The 26,053-nt window shown below is 33.4% G+C and carries 22 protein-coding genes; 14 read left to right on the top strand and 8 right to left on the bottom strand.

All coding sequences use genetic code 11. From position 1 onward, the window contains the following. Nucleotides 1-232 precede the first annotated feature (232 nt). The 4 genes from GKZ88_RS07340 to tsaD are packed head-to-tail and all read right to left on the bottom strand — an operon-like array spanning nucleotide 233 to nucleotide 3,161. A complete protein-coding gene (locus tag GKZ88_RS07340) occupies nucleotides 233-730 on the bottom strand; it encodes a TrmH family RNA methyltransferase (RefSeq protein WP_347343860.1) in 498 nt (165 codons plus the stop codon). A gap of 11 nt (nucleotides 731-741) precedes the next feature. After that, nucleotides 742-1,380, bottom strand: coding sequence for a DUF4159 domain-containing protein (locus GKZ88_RS07335; protein WP_155101732.1), 639 nt, complete (start codon nucleotides 1,378-1,380; stop codon nucleotides 742-744). A gap of 48 nt (nucleotides 1,381-1,428) precedes the next feature. Beyond that, nucleotides 1,429-2,136, bottom strand: coding sequence for a 16S rRNA (uracil(1498)-N(3))-methyltransferase (locus GKZ88_RS07330; protein ID WP_155101731.1), 708 nt, complete (start codon nucleotides 2,134-2,136; stop codon nucleotides 1,429-1,431). Nucleotides 2,137-2,138: 2 nt separating this feature from the next. After that, on the bottom strand, nucleotides 2,139-3,161 hold the full coding sequence (gene tsaD / locus GKZ88_RS07325; protein WP_155101730.1) for a tRNA (adenosine(37)-N6)-threonylcarbamoyltransferase complex transferase subunit TsaD: 1,023 nt from the start codon (nucleotides 3,159-3,161) through the stop codon (nucleotides 2,139-2,141). A gap of 207 nt (nucleotides 3,162-3,368) precedes the next feature. Here tsaD and GKZ88_RS07320 point away from each other — a divergent pair, with 207 nt between their 5' ends. From GKZ88_RS07320 to GKZ88_RS07300, 5 genes are all read left to right on the top strand, one after another. Further along, complete coding sequence (locus GKZ88_RS07320) at nucleotides 3,369-7,856, top strand: translocation/assembly module TamB domain-containing protein (RefSeq protein WP_230392478.1); 4,488 nt, start codon at nucleotides 3,369-3,371, stop codon at nucleotides 7,854-7,856. Between the two features lie 309 nt (nucleotides 7,857-8,165). Next, a complete protein-coding gene (pfkA, locus tag GKZ88_RS07315) occupies nucleotides 8,166-9,152 on the top strand; it encodes a 6-phosphofructokinase (protein WP_155101729.1) in 987 nt (328 codons plus the stop codon). Nucleotides 9,153-9,244: 92 nt separating this feature from the next. Next, nucleotides 9,245-10,249 carry a type I glyceraldehyde-3-phosphate dehydrogenase gene (gene gap / locus GKZ88_RS07310; RefSeq protein WP_155101728.1) on the top strand — a complete coding sequence of 335 codons (1,005 nt, stop codon included), beginning with the start codon at nucleotides 9,245-9,247 and terminating at the stop codon, nucleotides 10,247-10,249. A gap of 131 nt (nucleotides 10,250-10,380) precedes the next feature. Then, nucleotides 10,381-11,232 carry an N-acetylglucosamine kinase gene (locus GKZ88_RS07305; protein ID WP_155101727.1) on the top strand — a complete coding sequence of 284 codons (852 nt, stop codon included), beginning with the start codon at nucleotides 10,381-10,383 and terminating at the stop codon, nucleotides 11,230-11,232. Nucleotides 11,233-11,242: 10 nt separating this feature from the next. After that, a complete protein-coding gene (locus GKZ88_RS07300) occupies nucleotides 11,243-11,617 on the top strand; it encodes a methylglyoxal synthase (RefSeq protein WP_155102119.1) in 375 nt (124 codons plus the stop codon). Here the strand turns inward: GKZ88_RS07300 and GKZ88_RS07295 are convergent. Together GKZ88_RS07295 and GKZ88_RS07290 are read right to left on the bottom strand one after the other, a co-directional pair. After that, entirely contained in the window at nucleotides 11,598-11,978 is a 381-nt protein-coding gene (locus GKZ88_RS07295) for a RidA family protein (protein WP_133527003.1), read from the bottom strand. The two genes, GKZ88_RS07300 and GKZ88_RS07295, sit on opposite strands and share 20 nt — an antisense overlap. A gap of 28 nt (nucleotides 11,979-12,006) precedes the next feature. Continuing rightward, on the bottom strand, nucleotides 12,007-14,751 hold the full coding sequence (locus tag GKZ88_RS07290; protein WP_196216454.1) for a putative LPS assembly protein LptD: 2,745 nt from the start codon (nucleotides 14,749-14,751) through the stop codon (nucleotides 12,007-12,009). Nucleotides 14,752-14,833: 82 nt separating this feature from the next. On the opposite strand from GKZ88_RS07290, the gene GKZ88_RS07285 reads away from it, so the two are divergent. The 7 genes from GKZ88_RS07285 to GKZ88_RS07255 all read left to right on the top strand — a co-directional run bounded on the left by GKZ88_RS07285 (nucleotide 14,834) and on the right by GKZ88_RS07255 (nucleotide 21,751). After that, nucleotides 14,834-15,961: an N-acetylmuramoyl-L-alanine amidase gene (locus GKZ88_RS07285; protein ID WP_155101725.1), complete on the top strand. Its 1,128-nt coding sequence runs from the start codon at nucleotides 14,834-14,836 to the stop codon at nucleotides 15,959-15,961. Nucleotides 15,962-16,011: 50 nt separating this feature from the next. Then, on the top strand, nucleotides 16,012-16,977 hold the full coding sequence (locus GKZ88_RS07280) for an MlaD family protein (RefSeq protein WP_155101724.1): 966 nt from the start codon (nucleotides 16,012-16,014) through the stop codon (nucleotides 16,975-16,977). A 6-nt stretch (nucleotides 16,978-16,983) separates the two neighbouring features. Then, nucleotides 16,984-18,321: a (Fe-S)-binding protein gene (locus tag GKZ88_RS07275; RefSeq protein WP_155101723.1), complete on the top strand. Its 1,338-nt coding sequence runs from the start codon at nucleotides 16,984-16,986 to the stop codon at nucleotides 18,319-18,321. Nucleotides 18,322-18,424: 103 nt separating this feature from the next. Beyond that, complete coding sequence (locus GKZ88_RS07270; protein WP_155101722.1) at nucleotides 18,425-19,216, top strand: (Fe-S)-binding protein; 792 nt, start codon at nucleotides 18,425-18,427, stop codon at nucleotides 19,214-19,216. Nucleotides 19,217-19,303: 87 nt separating this feature from the next. Then, nucleotides 19,304-19,786 (top strand): ABC transporter ATPase, encoded by a 483-nt coding sequence (locus GKZ88_RS07265; RefSeq protein WP_155101721.1) that lies wholly within the window; start codon nucleotides 19,304-19,306, stop codon nucleotides 19,784-19,786. Between the two features lie 381 nt (nucleotides 19,787-20,167). After that, nucleotides 20,168-21,304 carry an N-acetyl-alpha-D-glucosaminyl L-malate synthase BshA gene (bshA, locus tag GKZ88_RS07260; protein ID WP_155101720.1) on the top strand — a complete coding sequence of 379 codons (1,137 nt, stop codon included), beginning with the start codon at nucleotides 20,168-20,170 and terminating at the stop codon, nucleotides 21,302-21,304. Between the two features lie 24 nt (nucleotides 21,305-21,328). After that, nucleotides 21,329-21,751, top strand: coding sequence for a protease complex subunit PrcB family protein (locus GKZ88_RS07255; RefSeq protein WP_155101719.1), 423 nt, complete (start codon nucleotides 21,329-21,331; stop codon nucleotides 21,749-21,751). 182 nt (nucleotides 21,752-21,933) lie between these two features. Here the strand turns inward: GKZ88_RS07255 and GKZ88_RS07250 are convergent, their stop codons facing one another. After that, a complete protein-coding gene (locus tag GKZ88_RS07250; protein WP_155101718.1) occupies nucleotides 21,934-22,431 on the bottom strand; it encodes a hypothetical protein in 498 nt (165 codons plus the stop codon). A gap of 160 nt (nucleotides 22,432-22,591) precedes the next feature. Next, nucleotides 22,592-23,419, bottom strand: coding sequence for a UDP-2,3-diacylglucosamine diphosphatase (locus GKZ88_RS07245; RefSeq protein WP_155101717.1), 828 nt, complete (start codon nucleotides 23,417-23,419; stop codon nucleotides 22,592-22,594). 186 nt (nucleotides 23,420-23,605) lie between these two features. On the opposite strand from GKZ88_RS07245, the gene aroC reads away from it, so the two are divergent. Together aroC and GKZ88_RS07235 are read left to right on the top strand one after the other, a co-directional pair. After that, nucleotides 23,606-24,664 (top strand): chorismate synthase, encoded by a 1,059-nt coding sequence (gene aroC / locus GKZ88_RS07240; RefSeq protein ID WP_155101716.1) that lies wholly within the window; start codon nucleotides 23,606-23,608, stop codon nucleotides 24,662-24,664. A 53-nt stretch (nucleotides 24,665-24,717) separates the two neighbouring features. After that, entirely contained in the window at nucleotides 24,718-25,995 is a 1,278-nt protein-coding gene (locus GKZ88_RS07235; RefSeq protein ID WP_155101715.1) for a dicarboxylate/amino acid:cation symporter, read from the top strand. The last annotated feature ends 58 nt before the right edge of the window (nucleotides 25,996-26,053 follow it).

The raw sequence follows: 26,053 nt of genomic DNA, 5'->3' as shown, positions 1-26,053 counted from the left end.
TTTTATAACAAAAAAATATTGTAGAAAAATATTACAAAGATTATTTTGTGAGAAATTTTGCAAAGCCTTACAAATGTTGATTCCTACAAAAATTAAGTAAAAAATATTAATAATCTTTTTCTTTCTTTTGTATTCTTAAAGTGTATTTTGTCTTGATTATCTGTTGTTTATCGAAAAAATTAAACAAATCAAATCGGCAAATAAACGATAGGATGCTTCAAAAAAGAATTTTTTATAAAGAAGTAATCTCATAAAGTGCAATACTTGCAGCTTGTACAACATTCATGCTTGAGTTTTTTCCAAACATATTTATGTGCACAATTTGATGTGAAATTTGCAGCAGTTCATCTGAAATTCCGTTAATTTCATTTCCAATAATAAGTGCAATTTTTTGATTATCAAGAATAATGACTTCTTTAAGAGATTTGCTGTTATTTGTAATTTCAAGGGAAATAATTTCGAAATTGTTTTCAAGAAGATGTGTTATCAAATCTGAAGTTTCTTGAATAACAGTATGCGGAACATGTAAATGTGTACTTCGGGAAGTTTTGTTTATTTTTCTTGGCGTCAGCGGAATATCTTTCCCTAAAAAAAGGATATTTTCAACTCCAAAAGCTTCACTGATTCTAAAAAGCGAACCAATATTCTGCTGAAAATAAATATGATCACAGACTAAAGTTATTGGAAACGTTTTTCTTTCAAATTGATTTTCTTCGTGAGTGAGCTGCACTTTAGCTGTATTTAATTGGTAAAAATATAATTGATGATGTTTGCACCCATTTTTAAGGCTTTATCTCGAACATTTGCCGGATCATTATGAACTTCAGGATCTTCCCAGCCATCGCCAAGATCACATTCGTAAGTATATAATAAAACTAATTTGCTTTCAACAAAAATCCCAAAAGCCTGTGCGCGCGTGCCGTCATGTTCATGGATTTTTGGCAGTCCGTTTGGAAAAGGAAAAGGTTTTTGAAAAATAGGATGATTTGCGGGAATTTCAATTAAATCATTATTTGGGAATATTTTTTTAATTTCTTTTCGAATATATTGATCCATTCCGTAATTGTCGTCAATATGCAGAAAACCGCCAGAATTCAAATAGTTCCTAAGATTAGTCACATCAGAATCACTAAAAACTACATTTCCGTGACCGGTCATATGAACAAAAGGGTAAGAAAGCAAATCAGGATTGCTTGGCTCAACTGTTGATGGTTTTGCTTTTATTCTGGTATTAATATTTGAATTGCAAAAACGAATAAGATTTGGCAAAGAAGTTGGATTTGCATACCAATCGCCTCCGCCGCTGTATTTAAGCAATGCGATTTCTTGTGAAAAGGAAGAGATTGAAATCAATAAAAATAACAAGAATATTTTTTTCATAATTACATGTTTTGTCATTTCGACGAAAGAAAAATGACAATATAATGATTAAACTTCATTAAAAAATACAACACTATGACACGCTACAACCGCAGCAGTTTCTGTACGTAAACGTGTATTTCCTAAAGCAACCGGCTGAAAATTATTTTCAATGGCCAATGCAATTTCTTTTTCAGAAAAATCACCCTCCGGACCAATTAATAAAGTTACATTTTCATTTGGTTTCAAAGCATCTTTAAGTGATTTTTTGTTCGTTTCTTCACAATGCGCAATGAATTGCAAACCTGTATTTTTTTGTTTAATGAATTCTTTAAATGAAACAGCTGGATTTAATTTTGGAAGAAACGTTTCATTTGACTGTTTCATTGCTGCCAGAATGATTTTTTCAAATCGGTCTGCGTTTACCGCTTTTCTTTCAGATCGATCACAAAATATTGGTGTGATTTCCTGAATTCCAATTTCTGTAGCTTTTTCTAAAAACCATTCAAAACGATCGTTCATTTTGGTTGGCGCAACCGCTAAATGAAGACGAAATTTTGGTTCCTCAGTTTTTTTGATTGACAAAACATCCACAATACATTTGTTGTCAGAAGCCAACGTAATTTCGGTTTCAAACAATAATCCCTGACCATTTGTAACATGCAGGATATCTGCATCTTTCTTGCGTAAAACCTTTATTATATGACGGCTTTCTTCTTTGTCAAAATTAAAAGTTTGAGTAGTTTCGTCAATATCAGGATTGTAAAATAATTGCATAATTAAAATTGAATTCTCGCTTTCGAAACTACAGATGCATCTTCAAAACGCTTTGATAAATATTTTTGATAACCTACAATTCCAATCATTGCAGCATTGTCTGTGGTATATTCGAATTTCGGAATAAAAGTTTTCCAGCCATATTTGCCTTCTGCTTCTTTTAATGTAGTTCTGATTCCTGAATTTGCCGAAACACCGCCGCCAATAGCAATTTGCTTGATTCCGGTTTCTTTTACAGCTAATTTCAGCTTATCCATCAAAATTTCGATAATCGTATGTTGAATAGAAGCACAAATGTCATTTAGATTTTCTTCGATGAAATTTGGGTTTTCTAATTTATTTTTTTGGATAAAATATAGAATCGCAGTTTTTAATCCGGAGAAACTAAAATCCAATCCGGGAACTTTTGGTTTCGTAAATTGAAATGCTTTTGGATTTCCTTCTTTCGCATATTTATCAATCAAAGGTCCGCCTGGATAAGGAAGTCCAAGAATTTTGGCACTTTTATCAAAAGCTTCTCCTACAGCATCATCAGTAGTCTCGCCAATGATTTCCATATCAAAAAAGCTGTTCACTTTTACAATCTGGGTATGTCCGCCGCTGATGGTTAAAGCTAAAAAAGGAAACTCGGGTTTGTCAAATCCTTCTTCATCTATAAAATGCGCTAAAATATGAGCATGCATGTGATTTACAGCAATAAGCGGCACTTTTAACGCCAGCGATAATGATTTGCTGAAAGAACCTCCAACAAGCAAAGAACCCATTAAGCCAGGTCCTTGCGTAAAAGCAATGGCGCTTAGCTGTTCTTTTCGTATATTTGCTTTACGAAGCGCGGCATCAATTACCGGAACGATATTTTGCTGATGCGCTCTTGAGGCCAGTTCAGGAACGACACCGCCATATTGGTTGTGAATTAACTGGTTGGCAACAACATTTGACAGTACTTTGTCGTTATGTAAAACTGCAGCCGCAGTATCATCGCAGGAACTTTCAATGGCAAGTATAAAAACCTCTGAATTTTGCATATAAAGGCACAAATTTTGAATTATATTTGACGAATCAAATTTTTAATTTTCTTCGATTATAAGAAGAAGCCAAAATTAAAGAATTTTTATCAATAACAGCCGTTCTTTGTCTGTGCAAAATAAATTAAAAAGAAAACTAAAATTAAAGCAGCTATCAAAAAAGTAAAGAAAATAGTATCGAGAACCCTAATTGGGTTAATCTTACTTTTGTTGGCTGTTGCTATCATACTGTCTTTGCCTGTCGTACAGACAAAAATTGCAACTTACGCTACAGACTCGCTACGAGAAGATTTTAATGCAAATATTACGGTTGGAAAAGTGGCAATCAATATTTTTGGTGGCGTAAAACTAAAGGATGTATTGATTTTAGACCATCACAAAAAGCTAATGATCTCTTCTGAAATCATTACTACCGATATTTTGAGTTTTAAAAGATTGATGGATGGCGATTTGATTTTTGGCGATCTTCGTTTGACGGGTTTGATTTTTAATTTGAAAACGTACAAAAACGAAGACGAGAACAATATCAATAAGTTTGTGAAATTGTTTGAAACTGGAAAACCTTCAAAATCCAAAAAACATTTTTTGCTGACAGCCCGAAATGCATACATTTCTAAAGGATTCTTTTCGGTTATAGATGAAAATAAAAAGACGCCTAAATTTCTTGAATTTACAAAATTAAACGCCTACATAAGCGAGTTTAAATTGTATGGACCTGATGTAAATACAAATATTCACAGATTTTCATTTCAGGATCATCGTGGTTTGTATGTTTCCAATTTTGCTGGAAAATTCAGTTATACCAAAAAGCAGATTAAAGTGGAGAATTTGGCAATAAAAACCAAAAGATCTTCAATTTACGGTTATGCTATCTTGAATTATAAAGTAGAAGATTTTCTTCATTTTACGGATAAAGTTAAGTTTGATGTTGCCATTGATTCAGCTTCAATTGCTTCAAATGATATTCGCTATTTTTATGATGGATTAGGAAGAAATCAGCATTTTAGAATTAAAACCAAATTAAAAGGGCCGTTAAATAATTTGAATCTCCACAGATTGAGATTAACGGACACAAATGGTTCAAGAATTGTTGGAAATATCAATTTTAAAAATCTTCTTGGAGATAAAATGCAGAAATTTTCAATGGATGGAAAGTTCGATAAACTGATTTCCAGCTATGATAATCTTGTGGTTTTACTGCCAAATGTATTAGGTAAAAAACTTCCGAAAGAACTTCAAAAAATCGGGAAATTCAATATTGTAGGAAAAACAAAAGTCTCGACAACTGATCTGGAAGCTAAGTTTAAAATGACTACAGATTTAGGAAACGGTGAAGCCGATATACATATGAATAATATGGATTTCATAGATAAAGCTTCTTATTCGGGTAATATTATTTTGGATAATTTCAATATCGGCGCTTTGTTAGGGCGAAAAGATATTGGTTTTACAACGTTAAATTTAGATGTTGACGGTGTTGGTTTTACTGAGAAATATTTGAATACTATTATAAAAGGTGATATTATAAAATTAGATTATAATAAATACACTTATAACAATATCACGGTAAATGGTAATTTTAAATTGCCTTATTATAAAGGAGAAGTTTCTGTAAACGACCCAAATTTAAGCTTGACTTTTGATGGTTTAGTTGATTTAAGCAAACGCGAAAACAAATATGATTTTCATATTAATGTTGAAAATGCTGATTTGCGAAAATTGAAATTTGTGTCGGATTCCATTTCTCATTTTAAAGGAGATGCTGTTGTTGAAGTTTCTGGAAATTCAATTGAAAATCTTCAAGGAAATATTTTTATTAAAGATGCAGTTTATCAAAATCCAAAAAATACTTACGCTTTTGATGATGTAACGATCAATTCCAGTTTTGATGCTGATAGACTTCGTACGATAACGGTCAATTCGACCGATGTTGTCAACGGAAAGATTGTTGGTAAATTTCGTTTTGACCAGCTGGATAAATTGGTTATGAATTCGGTTGGAAGTTTGTATACCAATTATAAGCCATATAAAGTTAAAAAAGGACAGTTTTTACGTTTCAATTTTCATGTTTATGATAAAGTTGTCGAAATGCTTTATCCTGAAGTTAATGTTGATTCATCGACGGTTGTACGTGGTAAAATTGATGCTGATTTACAGGAATTTAAGTTTAAATTTAATTCGAAGAAAATAACAGCAGATAAAAATACTTTTGATAATATCCGAATCAATATTGATAATAAAAACACGCTTTATAATGCATATGTTGAGCTTGACAGTATAAAAACACCTTATTACAAAATTCGAGATTTTAACTTAATTAATGTAACATCAAAAGATACATTGTTTGTTCGTTCAGAGTTTAAAGGCGGTGATAAAGGGCAAGATTATTTTAACCTTGATTTATTTCATACCATTGATAAAAATAAAAATAATATCGTTGGAATTAAGAAATCTGAAATGAAGTTTAAAGACTATTTATGGTATTTAAATGAAGACTCAGACAAGGATAATCAGATTGTTTTTGATCAGTTTTTTAAAAATTTCACGATCAATAATATTGAATTATCACATGAAGATCAAAAAATTGACCTTAATGGAGTTATAAAAGGGAAAGATTATAAAGATATCGTGCTGAATTTTGAAGATGTTGATATCAATAAAATTACGCCTTTTAATTCCAAATTTGTTTTTAACGGAAATTTGAACGGAAACGTAAATTATAAGCAGAATAAGGATGTTTATCAGCCCACGGCTTCGATTAAAATTGATCATCTTAATTTAAACAAAACCGAATTAGGAACACTGAATTTTGATATTGCAGGAGATGAGAATTTTAGAAAATTCACGATAAATTCGAATATTCAAAATGGTTTTGCGGAATCGTTTAAAGCAAGCGGAACTTTTGCTATTGAAAATAAAGAGACAATTTTAGATTTAAACTTGAAGCTTGAAGGGTTTAATCTGGCAACTTTAGGTCCAGTCGGGGGCGATGTCATATCAAATGTAAGAGGCTCGGTTTCTGGAAATGCATCTGTTGTTGGGAATTTGAAAAAACCTGAAATCAATGGCCGATTATATGTTGAAAAGGCGGGAATGACAATTCCGTACTTAAATACGGATTATGAATTAAGCGACCGAACTGTAATTGATTTGTCAGATGAAAAGTTTTTGTTTAGAAACAATCAGTTGACCGATACAAAGTATAAAACAAAAGGGCTTTTAAACGGAGTAATTGAACATCATAATTTTGGTGACTGGAAACTTGATTTAACAGTTACGTCAAAAAGATTATTGGCACTTGATACCAAAGACAGTGAAGATGCTGCATATTTTGGAACAGCATTTATAAACGGAACAGCAAGCATTAAAGGTCCAACTGATGGTTTGTTTATTAAAGTTGATGCAAAATCGGAGAAAGGAACTGAGGTCAAGATTCCTATAAACAATGCACAGAGTGTCGCAGAAAGCAGTTGGATACATTTTGTAACGCCAAAGGAGAAGTATAATCTGGCTAATGGAATTGTAGAAAAAACTAAAAATTATAACGGACTTGAATTAGAATTTGATTTTGATATTACGCCAGATGCTGAAGTCGAAGTAATCTTAGACAGGAATTCTGGGCATGGTATGAAAGGAAAAGGTTACGGATCGTTATTATTTAAAATTAATACACTAGGCAAGTTTAATATGTGGGGAGATTTCCAGGCATATGAAGGAACTTATAATTTTAAATATGGCGGTTTGATCGACAAAAAGTTTGCTGTAAAAAAAGGTGGATCGATTATTTGGGAAGGAAACCCTATGAAAGCGCAGCTGAATCTAGAAGCAGTTTATAGAACGTCAGCAAATCCAGCCGTATTGTTAGAGAATTCTTCTTTCAATAAAAAGGTGCCAGTTGAAGTTGTTATTGGTTTAAGAGGAGATTTAACAAGCCCGGATCCTAATTTTGATATTCAGTTTCCTTCTGTGAGCAGTGTTTTAAAGTCGGAGATACAATATAAATTGGATGATAAAGACGTTCGCCAAACGCAGGCTTTATATTTGCTTTCCACAGGTTCCTTTATGAGTCCTGACGGATTTAATCAAAGTGATTTGTCTGGAACATTTGCAGAAACCGCAGCAAGTTTATTGGGCGGAATTATCAAGTCAGACAATGACAAAGTAAATATTGATTTGAATTTTATTTCTGCTGACAAGCGAATCGGGCAAGAAGCAGATGGTCAGTTTGTGGCAAATATTTCATCGCAGATTAATGAAAAGATTTCTATTAATGGAAAAGTTGGGGTTCCGGTAGGAGGAGTAAATGAATCTGCTATTGTGGGAGATATTGAAATTCTGTACCGAGTTAACGAAGACGGTTCAATGAATCTTCGACTTTTCAATAAAGAAAATGACATTAATTATATAGGACAGGGAATTGGTTATACACAAGGGGTTGGTATTTCATATGAAGTAGATTTTGATACTTTCAGTGAATTGGTAAACAAACTCTTTAAAAGCCATAAATTAGAACGCACGATAAAAGGTTCTACAGATGATGTACAGGATTCTTATTTAAATCCAGATTACATCAATTTTACCAGCAAGAAAGATGCAGATAAGAATAAAAAGAAATCAGATAAAAAAGAAGAGGAGAAAAAACCACAGCCTCAAAACAACAATCAGGGCTTAATTCCTGATAATGATGATTTTTAAGATATTGTTAAAAAAAATCCAATTATAAACCATTATTCTTATAATGGTTTTTTTTTGTGCTAAATTTAGAGGTTTAAACACTTTTTTCAAAATGAAGTGTACTTCGCAATTTTGTAACACTTCATTTATGTATTGTTAATTTTAAGGATTTAATTAAAATATGTACCTTTTATTATTTTAAATGAATTTTTTGGTATCAAAAAACTTATTAACGAAAACGTTTGAATTTAACATATTTTATTAAATTATGATAAACATAGCCGGAAAAGTGGTGAATGTTTGCTAATTTTACAACTTAATACTTAAATAATGCCAAAAACAATAAAAAAAGTTGGTGTTCTGACCTCAGGAGGAGACTCGCCAGGAATGAATGCTGCAATACGATCAGTTGTTCGAACATGCGCTTTTCATAATATAGAATGCATAGGAATTTATAGAGGGTATCAAGGAATGATCGAAGGAGATTTTAAAGAAATGGGCCCTCGAAGCGTTAATAATATTGTAAACAAAGGAGGAACGATCTTAAAATCGGCTCGTTCAGTTGAGTTTAGAACCCCAGAAGGAAGAAAAAAAGCTCACGATAATCTGTTGAAAGCCGGAGTTGATGCTCTAGTCGTTATCGGCGGAGACGGAAGTTTTACCGGAGGATTAATATTTAATTCAGAATATGATTTTCCAGTAATGGGAATTCCTGGTACAATTGATAATGATATTTATGGTACAAGTCATACTTTAGGATATGATACAGCTTTGAATACAGTAGTAGATTGTATTGATAAAATTAGAGATACAGCAAGTTCACATAACCGTCTGTTTTTTGTAGAGGTTATGGGTAGAGATGCTGGTCATATTGCTCTTAATGCCGGAATTGGGGCAGGAGCAGAAGAAATCCTTATTCCTGAAGAAGATTTAGGTTTAGATCGTCTATTAGATTCACTTCAAAAAAGTAAAGCTTCAGGAAAATCATCAAGTATAGTAGTTATTGCCGAAGGTGATAAAATTGGTAAAAACGTATTCGAATTAAAAGATTACGTTGAAGCTAATTTGCCAGAGTATGACGTAAGAGTTTCTGTTTTAGGACACATGCAGCGTGGTGGTTCTCCATCTTGTTTTGACCGTGTATTGGCAAGCCGCTTAGGAGTAAAAGCTGTAGAATCTTTAATTGAAGGAAAATCAAATTATATGGTTGGACTGAAAGAAGATAAAGTTGTTTTAACACCGCTTGAACAGGCTATTAAAGGGAAATCAGAAATTGATAGAGAATTATTAAGAGTGTCAGACATTATGTCGACCTAATAAATAAAAGTTTAAAAAAGGAAAGAAGTTTATTGTGAGGAAATTAGACTTTAAAATTAGTGTAATAAAAACAAAAGCAAAAAATTAGTAAAATGTCAAAAGTAAAATTAGGAATAAACGGATTTGGACGTATTGGAAGAATCGTTTTTAGAGAGTCTTTCAATAGAGATAATGTAGAGGTTGTAGCAATCAATGATTTATTAGATGTAGATCACTTAGCTTACTTATTAAAATATGATTCAGTTCACGGTCGTTTCAACGGAACTGTAGAAGTTAAAGAAGGAAAACTTTACGTGAACGGAAGAAATATCCGTATCACTGCTGAAAGAAATCCAGCTGACTTAAAATGGAACGAAGTTGATGTTGATGTAGTTGCTGAATGTACTGGTATCTTCACAACTATCGAAACTGCAAATGAGCACATTAAAGGTGGTGCTAAAAAAGTAATTATTTCTGCTCCTTCTGCTGATGCTCCAATGTTTGTAATGGGAGTAAACCATGAAACTGCAAAAGCTTCTGATGTAGTTGTTTCTAACGCTTCTTGTACAACAAACTGTTTAGCTCCTTTAGCTAAAGTTATCAATGATAATTTCGGAATCGTTGAGGCTTTAATGACAACTGTTCACGCGACAACTTCAACTCAAATGACTGCTGACGGACCTTCTAGAAAAGACTGGAGAGGTGGACGTGCTGCTGCAATCAATATCATTCCTTCTTCAACAGGAGCTGCAAAAGCGGTTGGAAAAGTTATTCCTGAATTAAATGGAAAATTAACTGGTATGGCTTTCCGTGTTCCTACAGCTGACGTTTCTACAGTAGATTTAACTGTAAAAGTGGCTAAGGAAACTTCATACGAAGAAATTATGGCAGTTTTGAAAAAAGCTTCTGAAAACGAATTAAAAGGTATTTTAGGATATACTGAAGATGCTGTTGTTTCTCAAGATTTTATTTCTGATAAAAGAACTTCAATCATTGATGCTACTGCAGGAATTGGTTTGAATTCAACTTTCTTCAAATTAGTATCTTGGTATGATAATGAGTACGGATACTCAAGTAAATTAATTGATTTATCAGTTCACATTGCTGGTTTAAAATAATAATATATAATTTTGCAAAATCCCGTTATTTCAAAGTAACGGGATTTTCTTATTTTGTTACGTCTTTAATTAATGTAAAAAATACACTTTTTATTTAAATGAAGAAAAACTAACCAAAAACAAAAAATAAAATGAAATTAATAGTTGATAGTGGATCTACTAAGGCAGATTGGATTGCAATTGATGATAATGGAAAAGTATTATTCACAACACAAACTTTAGGGTTAAACCCTGAAATTCTTGACGGTCCTGAAATTATAGAAAGATTAAATGATCGTTTTGATATTTTACAAAACAAAAAAAATGCTTCTCACTTGTTTTTTTACGGAGCAGGATGTGGGACAGACAGAATGAAACAATGGTTAAAACAAATCTTTCAAGAGTATTTCTCTAACGCTATTGTTGACGTTCAGGAAGATACTTATGCTGCTGTTTATGCAACAACTCCAAAAGGAGAAGAGGCTATTGTTTCAATTTTAGGGACAGGTTCAAACTGCAGTTATTTTGATGGAAAAGTATTGCATCAAAAAGTACAGTCACTAGGATATATCGTAATGGATGACTGCAGCGGAAATGTTTTTGGTAAAGAATTAATCAGAAAGTACTATTTTAATAAAATGCCTAAAGAATTAGCTGTTGAACTTGAAAAAGAGTACGACGTTGATCCTGATTTTATTAAAAATAAATTATACAAAGAGCCAAATCCAAATGCTTATTTGGCAACTTACGCAAAGTTTTTAATTAAACATAAAGACACTGAATTCTGCAGAAAAATTATTTTCAAAGGAATGAAATCGTTCGTTAAAAACTATATTAAGCAGTTTGACAACTGTAAAGAAGTTCCTGTGCATTTCGTTGGTTCTATTGCATTTTATTTAAAAGACGAATTGCAAGAGACTTTCGATAAATATGAGCTTAAATTAGGAAATGTTTTAAGAAGACCTATCGATGGTCTAATAGCTTATCATGTTGCTAATCAATAGTTCTGGTTTTATGGAAATTGCAATTATTGCACATGATGGAAAAAAGGCAGATTTAATTGATTTTTTGATCAAAAATGAAGCTGTTCTTCATAATGAGAAAATCAAACTGATTGGTACCGGTACAACAGGAGGAAAAGCCGAAGCAGCTGGGTTTAAGACACAGAAAATGCTTTCTGGACCTTTGGGCGGTGACGCACAAATTGCTGGAAGAGTTGCGGAGGGAATTACTAAAATGGTTTTCTTTTTTAAAGATCCTTTATCTAGTCATCCGCATGAAGCTGATATTAATATGCTGATTCGTGTCTGTGATGTGCATAATGTGCCGCTGGCAACCAATGAAGCAACGGCACAATTATTATTAGATGCTATTGCACTGCGATTATAGAAATCTCAACATTTACATTTTTTGGCAGACATGCCACTTGAACCGTTTCACGAGCTGGAGCGGTTTTTTCGTTAAAATAAGATCCGTAAACGGTGTTTATGGCTGCAAAATTATTCATGTCCATAATGAAGATTGTTGCTTTAACAACGTTTTCAAAAGTCATATCGGCAGCTTCTAAAATAGCAGCGATATTTTCCATTACTTGTTTTGTTTCGTCATTAATGTTGTCAGTAACAAGTTCTCCTGATGCTGGATTGATCGCAATTTGCCCTGAAGCATAAAGAGTGTTCCCTGATAAAACGGCTTGATTATACGGACCGATAGGAGCCGGAGCTTTTTCGGTAAAAATGATTTTTTTCATAATGAAAGTATTTTGATTCTAAAATTGTTTAGCGGTTTGAAACGCTTCGTTTGTTCCATTTAATGTCACTCAAGACACCAGATTTAATTCCGATGAAGAAATTCCAGTTAGAATTTGTTCCTAGCGGCTGCCAGTTAAAGGCCATTCTCCAGCTTAATAAATCTCTTTCAAAACGGAATTGTGTAAAAGTAACTCCTTTTTGTACAAAATCGTAACCGGTAGAAACGCCGCCTTTCCATTTTGGTGTAATATCGGTATTGATGGAAACCATAATGGAGTTACCGCTTATTTTGTTTTCTCTATTAACGTTAGAATAAGTCAATGAATAGGCAAGTGTCATATCCCACGGAATTTTCGAATTAAAAAACTCTGTTATAACATCTTTGTCGTCATCTTTTTCATTGGCAAATTGACTGTTTCTGCTGTCTGTTAAGTCGGTGTTGGTTCCAAATAAATCATCATTTCGTCCTCCGTTTCGCTGGCTCTGCGAATTGGTCTTTTCTTTGTCTCCGCCTTTGTTAGAGAATGAATAATTTAAGGTAACATTGGCGCTTGTCATTCTAAACAAACTTCCTCCGTTATCAATATTGTATTTGCTTATTCTTGCTCCAGAATTGTCAATGGCATAAGGGTCTAAAGTAGCGCCAAAATTCATATTCATTTTATTGTCAAAAAACTGCGTTCCTCCAGATAAAAGTACAGGCTGCCAAGCTAAAATTTGTTTGCCGTCTGCGTTGAAATTATAACTTGTGCTAAAGTTTAAGTTGTTTAAAAGCATGATTTTTTTAGGTTCAGTCTTTGTACTGTCACTATCTCTAACTTTTGCTTCAAATGTGTTGCTTAAAGAGAAACCTACTATGTTTGAATTTTCTTTTCCTGGAGCACCATAAACACCGTTTTCAAAACGAGTGTATTGTGTTGTAATTCGGCCAGAAGCATCTACGGCATAGGTGTCGTAGTATTTTTCAAAACTTGGCGTGTATGCGTATGTAATCGACGGACGCATGACGTGACGAATCGATTGAATCTTTTTATCAGAACCAAAATTGAAAGTTCCATAAATTGTTGTTCCTAAATTAGAGCTGAAATTATAAGTTCTAAAAGCATCAAAACCATTTACGGTTTGGTCTACAACTTTACTTTGATCTTCACTGTAGCTTCTGTTGATTGTTTTAGTTACCCAGGTTTCTTGGTAATTAGTTGCCATTCCGGCACTGAAATATTTGAAGAGCTTAAAGTTAGTGCTTAACGGAATTGTATGCTGCATTCCAATTTGTGCATCCTTGAACATTTGAGGTTTAAAGAATAAAGAATCGGTTGTTACAAAGCTGTTTTTTCCGCTTAAGTTGTATTGCAGGTTGATGTTTTTTATGAAACCTTTTTTTACTCCATCTTTTCCAACAAAAGGATAAACACGGTCTATACTTGCCTGAAGCGAAGGTAAAGTCATGTTAATGACTTCTGTTTGTGTATTTTGTGAATGTGTTGCTGTTAAAGCTATTCGGGCTTGCGGAATCGTATTAAAAGTTTTATTCCAAGAAATAGAAGAGCTTAAAGTATTATTCAAGGTCGAACCAATATTAGCCTGATTGATCGATTGCTTGAAATATTTACTGCTACCCATATTTACAGATGCAGAAAATGTTGAATTTGGATTTGATTTTGTGTCTTTTGAGTGTGACCACTGAATATTATAAATGTTTTGTTTAGAGTAATCAGGATAACCTCTTTCACTGCTGATTAAATTCTCAAAACGTACATTAATATTTCCTCTGTATTTATATCTCGTGGCATATGCCGATTCAAATCGCATGGCGTAACTTCCATTGGTATAATAATCTGCTAAAACGGTAAGATCGTAATTATCGCTTAGAGCAAAATAATATCCTCCATTTTGTAAAGAGAAACCTCTTGTATTTGAATCGTTATAACTTGGTATAATAATTCCCGAAACACTTTTTTCCTCACTCATTGGAAAAAAAGCAAACGGCAAGGCAAGCGGAGTAGGAACATCGGCAATAACCATGTTTGTTAAACCGGTTACAACTTTTTTTCCCGGAACAAATTTTACTTTGTTTGTCTGGAAATAATATTCTGGATTGTCAACATCTGTAGATGTTGTAAAACGTGCGCCTCTTAAAAAGTAAACAGAATCATTCTCTTTTTTTGTAACGGCAGCTTTTATTTTAAATTCGCCTTGTTCTGTTCTCGAATTGAAGATTAAAGCTTTTTTTGTTTTAAAATTAAATCGGATAGAATCTGGCTGTACTTCATTTGATCCTTGTTTGAAATTTGGATATTGAGTCAAAACCCCGGCTGAATCTTTTATTCTTCCGGCATAAACTTCATCTTTATCGTAATCTAAAACAATGATTCCAGATTTTAATTCTACATCTTTATAATATAGTTCTGCTTCATTATATAGTGTAAGTGTTTTTTTCTTTTTGTCAAAAGTGGCGTAATCTTTTGATTTGTATCTAACTTTTCCATCAAGAAAAGTCTTCATTGGTTTAATACTGTCTGTTTTTACTGTGTCAACTTTAGTGGTAACAGATTTGTCTTTTTGTTTTGCAGTGTCAGATTTAGCAGTCGAAGCTTTATCTGTTTGTTTTACAGCAGGTAAGGGCTTTTTTGGGTTTTTTATATCTTGTGAATATACTTTACCACATCCTAGTGTTAGGAAAAATGATATTAAAACGATATTAAATAAGTTTGTATGCAAAGGTTTAAATGCTATTTTTGTAAAAGTATGGCTTGTTTTTTGACATGTCAAACTTACATATAATTTTTTGGCAAAAATAATCAATTGCAAAAATTATAACAGTTGCATTTTATTAAAATTAACTTTTAGATTTATGAATATATTTAACAAAACTAGGCTATTATTTAGTTTTTTTCTAACTATAATTTCGTTTTGTGCTTACAGTCAGGCAAATGTTTTTAAGGTAACACTTGATGCCGGACATGGCGATCATGACTTTGGTGCTGTTTACAGTGGCCGAATTGAAAAAAATATTGCGTTGGCGATAGTGCTTAAAGTTGGAAAAATTTTAGAATCAAGCCCAAATGTTGATGTCATATATACTCGTAAAACTGACGTTTTTATTGATTTGGTCGAAAGAGCCAATATTGCAAACAGAGCAAATTCTAATATTTTTGTTTCAATCCACTGTAATGCAAACAAAAATACTGCGGCAGACGGTACTGAAACTTATGTAATGGGTTTGAGCAAAGTAGCGTCGAATCTTGAAGCAGCGAAAAAAGAGAACTCGGTAATTACATTAGAAAAAGATTATAAACGTAAATATGAAGGTTACGATCCCAACTCGCCAGAATCAATGATCGGAATGCAATTGATGCAGGAAGAATATCTGGATAACAGTATTGCGTTAGCGAGTAAAATTGAAGATAATTTTGACCGTCTTGGAAAAAAAATAAGACAAGGCGGAGTGAAACAAGCACCTTTTATGGTACTTCATAAAGCATATATGCCTAGAGTTTTGGTTGAAACAGGTTTTGTTTCGAATCCAACAGAAGGAAATATTCTGAATTCTGAAGAAGGACAAAATGATATCGCTAAAGCAATTGCCGATGCGATTTTAAGCTACAAAAGCGAATATTTTGGTTCAGGGATCCCGGAACTTTCAGATGTTAGACCTGCAAAAGATACTTCAACACCTAAAAAGCCAAAACCAGCTGAGCCATCTGCTGCAGTGAAAAATGCAGTAAAGGGAACTTTTTATAAAGTACAGCTTATTGCAAGTATCAAAAAGACGGCATTAGAGCCTAAAAACTTTAAAGGCTTAAAAAATGTAACAATGGTTTACGAAAATAATGTTTATAAATATTTCTACGAAGAAACTTCAGATTATGAAGTAGCGAAGAAATATCTGCAAGAAGCTAAGGGTAAAGGATATGGCGCTGCATTTTTAACTGCAACTAAAGATGGAGAAAAAATCAATATTCAGGACGCAATTAAATAATAGTCACTAGTTCGAATATTTATATTAATTTTGTACAAACACTAAGAATTTTGAAACTAACAAGAGAAATTAAAACGGCTATTTTAGTCATCGCGTCAATATTATTATTTATTTGGGGCTACAGTTTTTTAAAAGGCAGAGATCTTTTTACAAATTACAAAACATTATTTGTTGAATATGATAATGTAGAGGATTTAGCACCGTCAGCACCAGTTACCATAAACGGACTAGCAATTGGTAAAGTAAATAAGATTACACTTAATGAAACAACAGGTAAATTATTAGTAGAACTTCAGCTTAAAACTGATTTTCCTATTTCTAAAACAAGTACAGCAGCGCTGTATTCTCCAAGTTTAATTGGAGGGAAACAAATTAAAATTATTCCTAATCTTCAAGATAAAAATCCTGCTGATGAAGGCCAGACTCTTTCAGGAACTGTTGAGCTTGGTTTGACTGAATCTTTAGGAGGAAAACTTGAACCAATTCAGGCGAAATTAGATAAAATGCTTGTGAATATTGATAATCTGGTTACAGGATTAAACAATACTTTGGATAAAAATACACAAGAAAATGTAAAGAAAGCAATTGCTGAGTTAAGTCAGACAATGGAACAGTTTCATAAAGCTTCAGGAAGCCTGAATTCTATTTTAGATACTAATAAAGGTCAAATTAATGGTGTTGTGACAAATTTAAATAAGATGTCAGGCAACTTTAGTAAAATATCTGATTCTTTAAACAAGGCCGATTTAGGAAAAACAGTACGAAACTTAAATCAGACTTTAGCTAAAGTTGATGGCTTAATGACTAATTTGAATTCAGGAAAAGGTACAGCTGGGAAATTGTTAAACGACGATGCTTTGTATAATAATTTAGCGAAAACTTCAAAAGAGCTTGAATTATTGCTTCAAGACGTTCGTCTTTACCCAACTCGTTACGTAAACGTTTCTCTTTTTGGAAAGAAAAACAAACCATATGTAGCACCAACACAAGAAACAAACTCAACTGATAAAAAATAATTATAAATGAGTTATTTAGATAATATTTTATTTGCCATACTTCTTATAGTTGGTTTCGGTTTTTTTGCAGCGAGCGTAAAAAAAATCATGCGAAACATTAATTTAGGAGTTGATGTAGATCGAAAAGATAATCCAAAAGCTCGCTGGAAAAACATGGCTTTGATTGCTCTTGGACAGTCAAAAATGGTGAGACGCCCTGTTGCCGGAATACTTCATATTTTTGTATATGTTGGTTTCGTAATTATTAATATCGAGTTGCTCGAGATTATTATTGATGGACTTTTTGGAACACATAGAATTTTTGCGCCTTATTTAGGTGTTGTCTATGATGTTTTAATCGCTTCATTTGAAATATTGGCAATACTTGTAATTGTTGCTGTAGTTACTTTTTGGATCAGACGAAATGTAATTCGTTTAAAGCGTTTTGTTAATTCTGATTTGAATGGATTCCCTAAAAGCGATGCAAATTATATTTTGTATTTCGAAACTGTTTTAATGATTTTGTTCTTATTAATGAATGCCTCTGATTTGCATTTGCAAAATGTTCCAGGCGGTTATTCTCATTTTCATAAAGCGGGAAGCTATCCAATAAGTCAGTTTATTGCACCTATTTTTAATGGTACGTCTAATGAATTAGTTGGGCTTTTATTTGAAGTATTTTGGTGGCTGCATATTGTAGGTATTTTAGTTTTTATGAACTATTTATATTTTTCAAAGCATTTGCATATTCTATTGGCTTTCCCAAATACCTATTTTGCAAACTTGAAACCAGAAGGACAGTTTGATAATTTAGCTTCGGTGACAAAAGAAGTTAAGTTGATGATGGATCCAAATGCTGATCCGTTTGCGGCAGCTCCAGTTGACGAAAATGCAGCTCCGGCTAAATTTGGAGCAAGTGATGTGCAGGACTTAAACTGGGTACAGCTTTTAAATGCATACACATGTACAGAATGTGGACGCTGTACGTCATCATGTCCGGCAAATCAAACAGGAAAAAAATTATCTCCTCGTAAAATTATGATGGATACGAGAGATCGTTTAACTGAAGTTGGAAAAAATATTGATGCCAATAAAGGTGTTTTTGTTCCCGATAATAAAACATTATTAAACGATTATATTACACCAGAAGAATTATGGGCATGTACATCATGCAACGCCTGCGTTGAAGAATGTCCAGTTAATATTAGTCCGCTTTCTATTATCATGGATATGCGTCGCTATTTGGTGATGGAGCAAAGTGCGGCTCCAATGTCATTAAATGCTATGATGACCAATATTGAAAACAACGGTGCGCCTTGGCAATACAGCCAGCAAGACCGATTGAATTGGAAAAACGAAAATTAAAATATAGTTTAATCGGTTAATCGTCAATTCGTTTAATCGTTCTTAGGATTCGATCAACTTGCCGATTAAACAATTAAACAAATCAACGATTAAACAAAAAGAGATGTCAGAAAGTTTAGTAGTGCCAACAATGGCTGAAATGCTAGCCCAAGGAACACAGCCAGAAGTTTTATTTTGGGTAGGTTGCGCAGGAAGTTTTGATGATAGAGCAAAAAAAATTACAAAAGCATTTGTGCGTATTTTAAATCGTACGAATGTTTCATTTGCAGTTTTAGGTACTGAAGAGAGTTGTACCGGTGATCCTGCAAAAAGAGCTGGAAATGAATTTTTGTTTCAGATGCAAGCCATGATGAATATCGAGGTTTTAAATGCATACGAAGCAAAAAAAATCGTAACGGCTTGTCCGCATTGTTTTAATACTTTAAAAAATGAATATCCTGAATTAGGTGGAAACTATGAAGTTATTCATCATACTGAATTTTTAAAGTCATTAATTGATGATGGAAGATTGACTGTTGAAGGCGGTCAGTTTAAAGGAAAGAAAATTACTTTTCACGATCCTTGTTATTTAGGAAGAGCGAATAAAGTTTATGAGGCGCCGAGAGAATTAATTCAGAAGTTAGATGTTGAATTAGTCGAAATGAAACGCTCAAAAGCAAACGGTTTGTGCTGTGGCGCTGGTGGAGCACAGATGTTTAAAGATGCTGAGCCAGGAAATAAAGAAGTAAATGTACTGCGTACAGAAGATGCTTTAGAAACGAAACCAGACATTATTGCAGCTGGATGCCCTTTCTGTAATACAATGTTGACAGACGGTATCAAACATCAAGAGAAAGAAGGACAAGTAAAAGTGCTTGATATTGCGGAGTTAATTGCAAATGCGCAAGATCTTTAATAAAGTTGCTAAGGTTCTAAGATTCTAAGTTTTTAGCTTGAAACTTGAAACTTGAAACAAAACAAACAAAATAAACAAAAAGTAAAAATGTATATACCTTTTGAAAATTTACCTGGTGAATCTAGAATTTGGATTTACCAATCGAACAGAAAATTTTCTGAGGAAGAGTTTTCTGAAATCGAAACCGATTTAAAAGCTTTTGTTGAAGAATGGGCAGCACACGGAACAAGCCTAGAGGCTTCGTTTTTGCTGAAATACAACCGTTTTATAATATTAGCTGTAAATCAAGATGTTCAGGCTGCGACGGGTTGTTCTATCGATAGTTCTGTTGAATTTATTCAGAGCTTAGAGAAAAAGTACAATGTTGATTTGCTTGATAAAATGAATGTTACTTTTAAAAATGGTGAACATATTGCTCACAAACCTCTAATTGATTTTAAAAAGATGGTTAAAGATAAATCGGTTTCTGAGAATACGATTGTGTTTAATAATCTTGTAAATAATATAGAAGAATTTAATGAATCGTGGGAAGTTCCTGCTGCTGACAGCTGGCATAGCAGATTCTTCTAGGAGAAAATTATAATAATATTTGAAAGGCATAAAATTTAGATTTTGTGCCTTTTTTTTTTATTGTTTCAGGTTTAAAGTTTCAGGTTTCAGGTTTCGCCAAACTTTGTCAAAGTTTTAAACTTTGACAAAGTTGTCGTAAAGTGTGACTTATGAAAACAAAAACGTCTAGTCTAGCCCCGATGGGAGCGGTATCCTTTTATGGCGGGGTTCGCTATAAAAGATATAGCGGACAGCGGGACGAGTGGTCTTTTGATCGAAGTTGTTCTGCTTCAAGAAAATAGCATATTAATTAGAATTAATCTTATTTTGTCAAAAATCTAACAATTTAAAAGCTTAATTAAACGTGATTTTTGAGTATTTTCGTAGAATTAAATTTAATACATGAAAATAGCAATAGTTTGTTATCCGACGTTTGGCGGTAGTGGGGTAGTAGCCACTGAGTTAGGTCTTGAATTAGCCAGACGAGGACACGAAATACATTTTATAACTTATAGTCAGCCCGTGAGGTTGGCACTTTTGAATGCGAATGTTCATTATCACGAAGTAAACGTTCCTGAATATCCTCTTTTTCATTATCAGCCTTATGAGTTGGCTTTGTCAAGCAAACTGGTTGATATGGTGAAATTGTATAAAATTGAAGTTCTTCACGTGCATTATGCTATTCCACACGCTTATGCGGGGTATATGGCAAAACAAATGCTAAAAAACGAGGGTATTAATCTGCCAATGATTACAACGCTTCACGGAACAGATATTACGCTTGTTGGAAACCACCCTTTTTATAAACCTGCGGTAACTTTTAGTATTAATAAATCAGATTATGTGACTTCGGTTTCGCAGAGTTTGAAAGATGATACTTTGAAATTATTCAAAATCAAGAATAAAATTAGGGTTATTCCGAATTTTATTGAATTGGATAAAGTGGTAAAAGATCCAGATGCGCCTTGTCATCGTTATGTGATGGCGAAGGAAAATGAGCGTATTGTGACGCATATCAGTAACTTTAGAAAGGTGAAAAGAATTCCGGATATTATTAAGATTTTCTATAATATTCAGAAAGAAATGCCTGCTAAATTGATGATGGTGGGTGACGGTCCTGAAAAAGAAAAAGCAGAAGTTTTGTGCATGGAATTGGGAATTTATGACAAAGTAATTTTCTTTGGAAACAGTAATGAGATTGATAAAATCTTATGTATGACCGATTTGTTTTTGCTTCCTTCAGAAACAGAAAGTTTTGGTTTGGCTGCGTTGGAAGCAATGGCGCTTGGAGTTCCTGTGATTTCTAGTAATTCAGGAGGTTTGCCTGAAGTTAATTTTGATGGTGTTTCAGGTTATTTGAGCAATGTTGGGGATGTTGAAGAAATGGCTGCAAATGCAATCAAAATTCTGAAAGATGATGCTACTTTGAACGAATTTAAAAAGAATGCTCTGGAAGTAGCAAAGAAATTTGACATCAAAAACATCCTTCCTAAGTACGAAGCTTTGTACCAAAAGGCTATTGACGATTATAAAGAGTAAAACATTAATTTAAAGTTTAAATGCATGAAAAAAATAATTTCAGTTTTAGCAGTTTTTGTTTTGATCTCTTGTGGGGCAAAAAAAACTTCAAATTCAACAGCACTCTATGAAGTTTTGACCGAGCAGTCGGATGGTGGCGGCAATATCAAATTTTTTGAAATTTTAACCGAACCTAACGAAATTAAAATGCTTGAAAATGATCCGCTTTTAGCCGATAAAATGAAACAGGCTGACATTAGCAATTCGAATTACATAATATTGAATATGGGTGAAAAAAACACCAGCGGTTATTCGATTGGAGTTGAAAAAGTAGAGGAAACGGACAAGAATATTATTATTACTGTAAAAGAAAATAATCCGGCGCCAGATGCAATGGTTATGCAGGTTATTTCATATCCTTATACAGTGGTTAAAGTGCATTCTAAAAAAGAGATTGTTATTAAGTAATTAGTAGTTAGTAATTAGTGAAAAGTTTTGGGCAAATGCCAGGCTGAACGAAGTCGAAGCCTTTACGTGTTCTAAGTCTTTGACTGCGCTCAGGATGACACTCATGTGCCGATTTTAAACATAAAAAAAACCTGTCGCAATAAAACGACAGGTTTTCTTTTACAATTATTTTTTATTTTAATTTAGAATTTGAATTTGATACCTAAACCAACATCAAATCCAAAGTTATCATCATCATAATACCCTGAACCAATTTCAGGTCTTGCGTCTAATGATAAAAGAATTGGCACTTCTTTAAATCCGTATTCAATTCCTATGTCTCCTGCAGCAAAAACGTATGTTCCGCTGTCGTTGTATTTTGTATTGTTGTTGTAATAATCGTGGTCCCAGGCAGCGATTCCGCCGCCAACACCAGCGTACCAGTTAAAACCTCCGTCTATATTCCAAACCCATTGGTAAAGTGCTACTGCTTTAATAGCGTCAACATCACTGCTGTTTCTCCAGCCTAAATCAAATTCAAGTCTGTTTTTTTGATTTAATCCTCTTTGGTAAGATACTTCTCCTCCAAAACCGTTATTGTCTCCTAAACGTAATCCTAAGGCGTTTTTTGCAATTTCTTGTGATTGAGCCGTAAATGCTAATCCGAATAGCATGATGGCAGATAAAATGATTTTTTTCATAAAAATGGTTAAATTTATTTTTCAAATGTATTACGACACTTGAATAGAGAACGTATAAAATTCTTAGAAATTGTTATATAATTCACATTTTAAAACTAAGAGAATATAAGTGCTGCCACTAAAAATGAAACCAAAGAGTAAGTTTTTGGAAATTAGAGCGTTATTTCTTTGTAAGCACTGAGGTCATTAATTGAGTGGTCAGATTATCCTCCATCTCAAATAGATTTTCTTCCTGTTCAGAAAATTTGCTTTTGTCGTACGTATATAATTTCCAGCGTTTTTTATGATATTCTAAAGCAGTTAGATTTTCAACCCAATCACCTGAATTTAAGTACAAAGTAGAACCGTGTTTGTTTTCTATTGTTGCTATTTTTGGTTCATGAATATGACCGCAGATAACGTAGTCATATTTTTTTTCAATAGCCAGATCGGTTGCCGTGGTTTCGAAGTCTGAAATGAATTTCACTGCTTTTTTTACGCTAGCTTTTATTTTTTTTGAGAATGAGTAGGGTTCTCGGCCTAATTTGGTCAGACACCAGTTTGCAAATCGATTAGAAAGGATTAAATAATCGTAACCTAATCCGCCCAGTTTTGCAATCCATTTAGAATGCTGAACCGAAGCATCAAAAACGTCTCCGTGAAAAATCCAGGCTTTTTTATCGTCTAATTCTAAAACTAATTTATCAAGCAAAGAAAAATTTCCCATATTCATATCAGTGAATTTACGGAGAATTTCGTCGTGATTTCCCGTAATGTAATACACTTTAGTTCCTTTTGAAGCCATTCCGATGATGCGCTGAATAACGCGTAAATGTGCTTTTGGGAAATATGATTTTCGAAATTGCCAAGCGTCTATAATATCACCGTTTAAGACTAAAGTTTTTGGTTTAATACTTGATAAATAGTTGTTTAGTTCTTTGGCGTGGCTTCCATAAGTTCCTAAATGGACATCTGAAAGAACTACCAATTCGACGTTTCTCTTTTTCAATTTTTCTTGATTTGAAGTTTAACAAATAAAAGAAACTCATAAGAGAATTATTTTATCAAAAGGTTATCAATTTGTCTTCAATTTTAATAAATTATGATTTTTAAACCGCTTAACGTTTAATTAATAATCACAATTTTATATTTTTTAATTTAATTCATAAAACTTACATTTGCTAAAACAAATAACATGGCAGGAAATAGCTACGGCACATTATATAGAGTTACTACATTTGGCGAATCACACGGCGAGGCTTTAGGTGGGATTATTGATGGCTGTCCATCAGGAATTGCGCTTGATTTTGAAGCAATCGAAGTTGAAATGTCTCGAAGAAAACCGGGACAATCGGCAATTGTAACACAACGAAAAGAACCAGATGCAGTTCAATTTTTATCTGGAATTTTTGAAGGAAAAACAACCGGAACTCCAATAGGTTTTATTATTCCGAATACCAATCAAAAATCAGATGATTATTCACATATAAAAGATAATTACAGACCAAGTCATGCTGATTATGTATATGATCAAAAGTATGGTTTTCGCGATTACCGTGGAGGAGGAAGAAGCTCTGCACGTGAAACGGCAAGCAGAGTAGTTGCTGGTGCAATTGCAAAACAAATGCTTCCGGAAATTAAAATTAATGCTTACGTTTCTTCTGTTGGTCCAATTCATTTAGAGACTCCTTATCAAGATTTAGATTTTTCGAAAACAGAAAGCAATCCTGTTCGTTGTCCAGATGAAAAATCGGCTGCGATTATGGAAGAATATATTCGTGATATCCGCAAACAGGGCGATACTGTTGGAGGTGTTGTTTCGTGTGTAATTCAAAATGTACCAGTTGGTCTTGGCGAACCGGTTTTTGATAAACTGCATGCTGAATTAGGAAAAGCAATGCTTTCTATCAATGCTGTAAAAGGTTTTGAATACGGAAGCGGTTTTGCAGGTTCTGAAATGAAAGGAAGCGAACACAACGATTTATACAATCCAGACGGAACTACAAAAACAAATCTTTCTGGAGGAATTCAGGGCGGCATCAGCAACGGAATGGATATTTACTTTAAAGTAGCTTTCAAACCGGTTGCAACAATTATGCAGACTCAGGATTCATTAGATAATAAAGGAAATATTACACCAATGACAGGAAAAGGCCGTCATGATCCGTGTGTAGTACCTCGTGCAGTGCCAATTGTTGAGGCAATGGCTGCAATTGTTTTGGCTGATTTTTATTTAATCAACAAAACATATTAATAAAAGTTAAGACAGTGAGGGTCTTAATATTTTAACTTAACACAAACAAATTAATGCAAATTACAGAAACTAAAAAAAAATCATTTCTTTCAGGATTAACAGGGCAAATTATTATTGCAATGGTTCTAGGGGCAACTTTAGGAATTATATTGCACAACACAATTTCTCCTGAAGCAGCACAATCTTTCAGCGCTAAAATTAAAATGCTGGCCACTGTTTTTATTCGATTAGTGCAAATGATTATTTCACCTTTGGTATTTACAACTTTAGTTGTGGGAATTGCCAAACTTGGAGACATTAAAACGGTTGGAAGAATTGGAGGTAAAGCTCTAGGATGGTTTTTTACGGCTTCATTCATATCGTTGTTAATTGGTTTATTTTATGTAAATATTCTTGAGCCAGGCGTAGGTTTAAAATTAGACCACGTTGATATGGCTGCTGCGACGGAAGTAACAGCAAAAACTAAAACGCTTTCTGTTGAAAATTTTGTGGAGCATATTGTGCCTAAAAGTATTTTTGAAGCAATGGCAACCAATGAAATCCTTCAGATTGTTATCTTTTCAATCTTTTTTGGATTAGCTGCAGCGTCATTAGGAAGCACTGTAAAACCTGTAATTAATGCTTTAGATAAAGCTTCGCATATTGTTTTAAAGATGGTAAACTATGTAATGAACTTTGCTCCAATTGGAGTTTTTGGTGCCATTGCTGGAGTATTTGCCATTAGAGATGCAGAGGAATTAGTAATTACTTATTTTAAATTTTTCGGCTCATTTTTAGTAGGTATAGGTACTTTATGGGTTGTTTTAATTGCGGTAGGTTATATTTTCTTAAAAGGAAGAATGACCGAGTTGCTGAGACGTATAATCGGACCATTAGCAATTGCATTTGGTACAACAAGCAGTGAAGCTGTTTTTCCAAAACTGACTGAAGAGTTGGAAGATTTTGGTGTAAAAGATAAAATTGTTTCTTTCATGCTGCCGCTGGGCTATTCGTTTAACTTAGACGGAAGTATGATGTATATGACATTTGCCAGTATATTTATTGCCCAATTTTATGGAGTTCATTTAGATATTGGAACACAAATGGTGATGCTTTTAGTTTTAATGCTTACAAGCAAAGGAATTGCAGGTGTGCCAAGAGCAAGTTTAGTTGTTGTAGCGGCAACTTGTGGTATGTTTGATATTCCGGTTGAAGGAATCGCATTAATCTTGCCTATCGATCATTTTTGTGATATGTTTAGAAGTGCAACAAATGTTCTAGGAAACGCTTTGGCTACTTCTGTTGTTGGACAATGGGAAAGTAATAAAGAAGAAAGTTTAAATATCGAGTAAGTGTAAAATTTGCTTCTTATAAAGATAAAAGCCGTGAAAAATAATTTTTTCACGGCTT

Source organism: Flavobacterium sp. LC2016-01, assembly GCF_009711135.1.
Taxonomy (GTDB): Bacteria; Bacteroidota; Bacteroidia; order Flavobacteriales; family Flavobacteriaceae; genus Flavobacterium.
Note: the sequence above shows the minus strand (reverse complement) of the source record. Positions and strands in the feature narration are given on the sequence as shown.

Excerpts from the sequence above, each read along its gene's own strand:
- GKZ88_RS07335 (WP_155101732.1), bottom strand. The coding sequence starts at position 1,380 with ATGAAAAAAATATTCTTGTTATTTTTATTGATTTCAATCTCTTCCTTT.
- GKZ88_RS07330 (WP_155101731.1), bottom strand. The coding sequence starts at position 2,136 with ATGCAATTATTTTACAATCCTGATATTGACGAAACTACTCAAACTTTT.
- tsaD (WP_155101730.1), bottom strand. The coding sequence starts at position 3,161 with ATGCAAAATTCAGAGGTTTTTATACTTGCCATTGAAAGTTCCTGCGAT.
- pfkA (WP_155101729.1), top strand. The coding sequence starts at position 8,166 with ATGCCAAAAACAATAAAAAAAGTTGGTGTTCTGACCTCAGGAGGAGAC.
- gap (WP_155101728.1), top strand. The coding sequence starts at position 9,245 with ATGTCAAAAGTAAAATTAGGAATAAACGGATTTGGACGTATTGGAAGA.
- GKZ88_RS07305 (WP_155101727.1), top strand. The coding sequence starts at position 10,381 with ATGAAATTAATAGTTGATAGTGGATCTACTAAGGCAGATTGGATTGCA.
- GKZ88_RS07300 (WP_155102119.1), top strand. The coding sequence starts at position 11,243 with ATGGAAATTGCAATTATTGCACATGATGGAAAAAAGGCAGATTTAATT.
- GKZ88_RS07295 (WP_133527003.1), bottom strand. The coding sequence starts at position 11,978 with ATGAAAAAAATCATTTTTACCGAAAAAGCTCCGGCTCCTATCGGTCCG.
- GKZ88_RS07285 (WP_155101725.1), top strand. The coding sequence starts at position 14,834 with ATGAATATATTTAACAAAACTAGGCTATTATTTAGTTTTTTTCTAACT.
- GKZ88_RS07275 (WP_155101723.1), top strand. The coding sequence starts at position 16,984 with ATGAGTTATTTAGATAATATTTTATTTGCCATACTTCTTATAGTTGGT.
- GKZ88_RS07270 (WP_155101722.1), top strand. The coding sequence starts at position 18,425 with ATGTCAGAAAGTTTAGTAGTGCCAACAATGGCTGAAATGCTAGCCCAA.
- GKZ88_RS07265 (WP_155101721.1), top strand. The coding sequence starts at position 19,304 with ATGTATATACCTTTTGAAAATTTACCTGGTGAATCTAGAATTTGGATT.
- bshA (WP_155101720.1), top strand. The coding sequence starts at position 20,168 with ATGAAAATAGCAATAGTTTGTTATCCGACGTTTGGCGGTAGTGGGGTA.
- GKZ88_RS07255 (WP_155101719.1), top strand. The coding sequence starts at position 21,329 with ATGAAAAAAATAATTTCAGTTTTAGCAGTTTTTGTTTTGATCTCTTGT.
- GKZ88_RS07250 (WP_155101718.1), bottom strand. The coding sequence starts at position 22,431 with ATGAAAAAAATCATTTTATCTGCCATCATGCTATTCGGATTAGCATTT.
- aroC (WP_155101716.1), top strand. The coding sequence starts at position 23,606 with ATGGCAGGAAATAGCTACGGCACATTATATAGAGTTACTACATTTGGC.
- GKZ88_RS07235 (WP_155101715.1), top strand. The coding sequence starts at position 24,718 with ATGCAAATTACAGAAACTAAAAAAAAATCATTTCTTTCAGGATTAACA.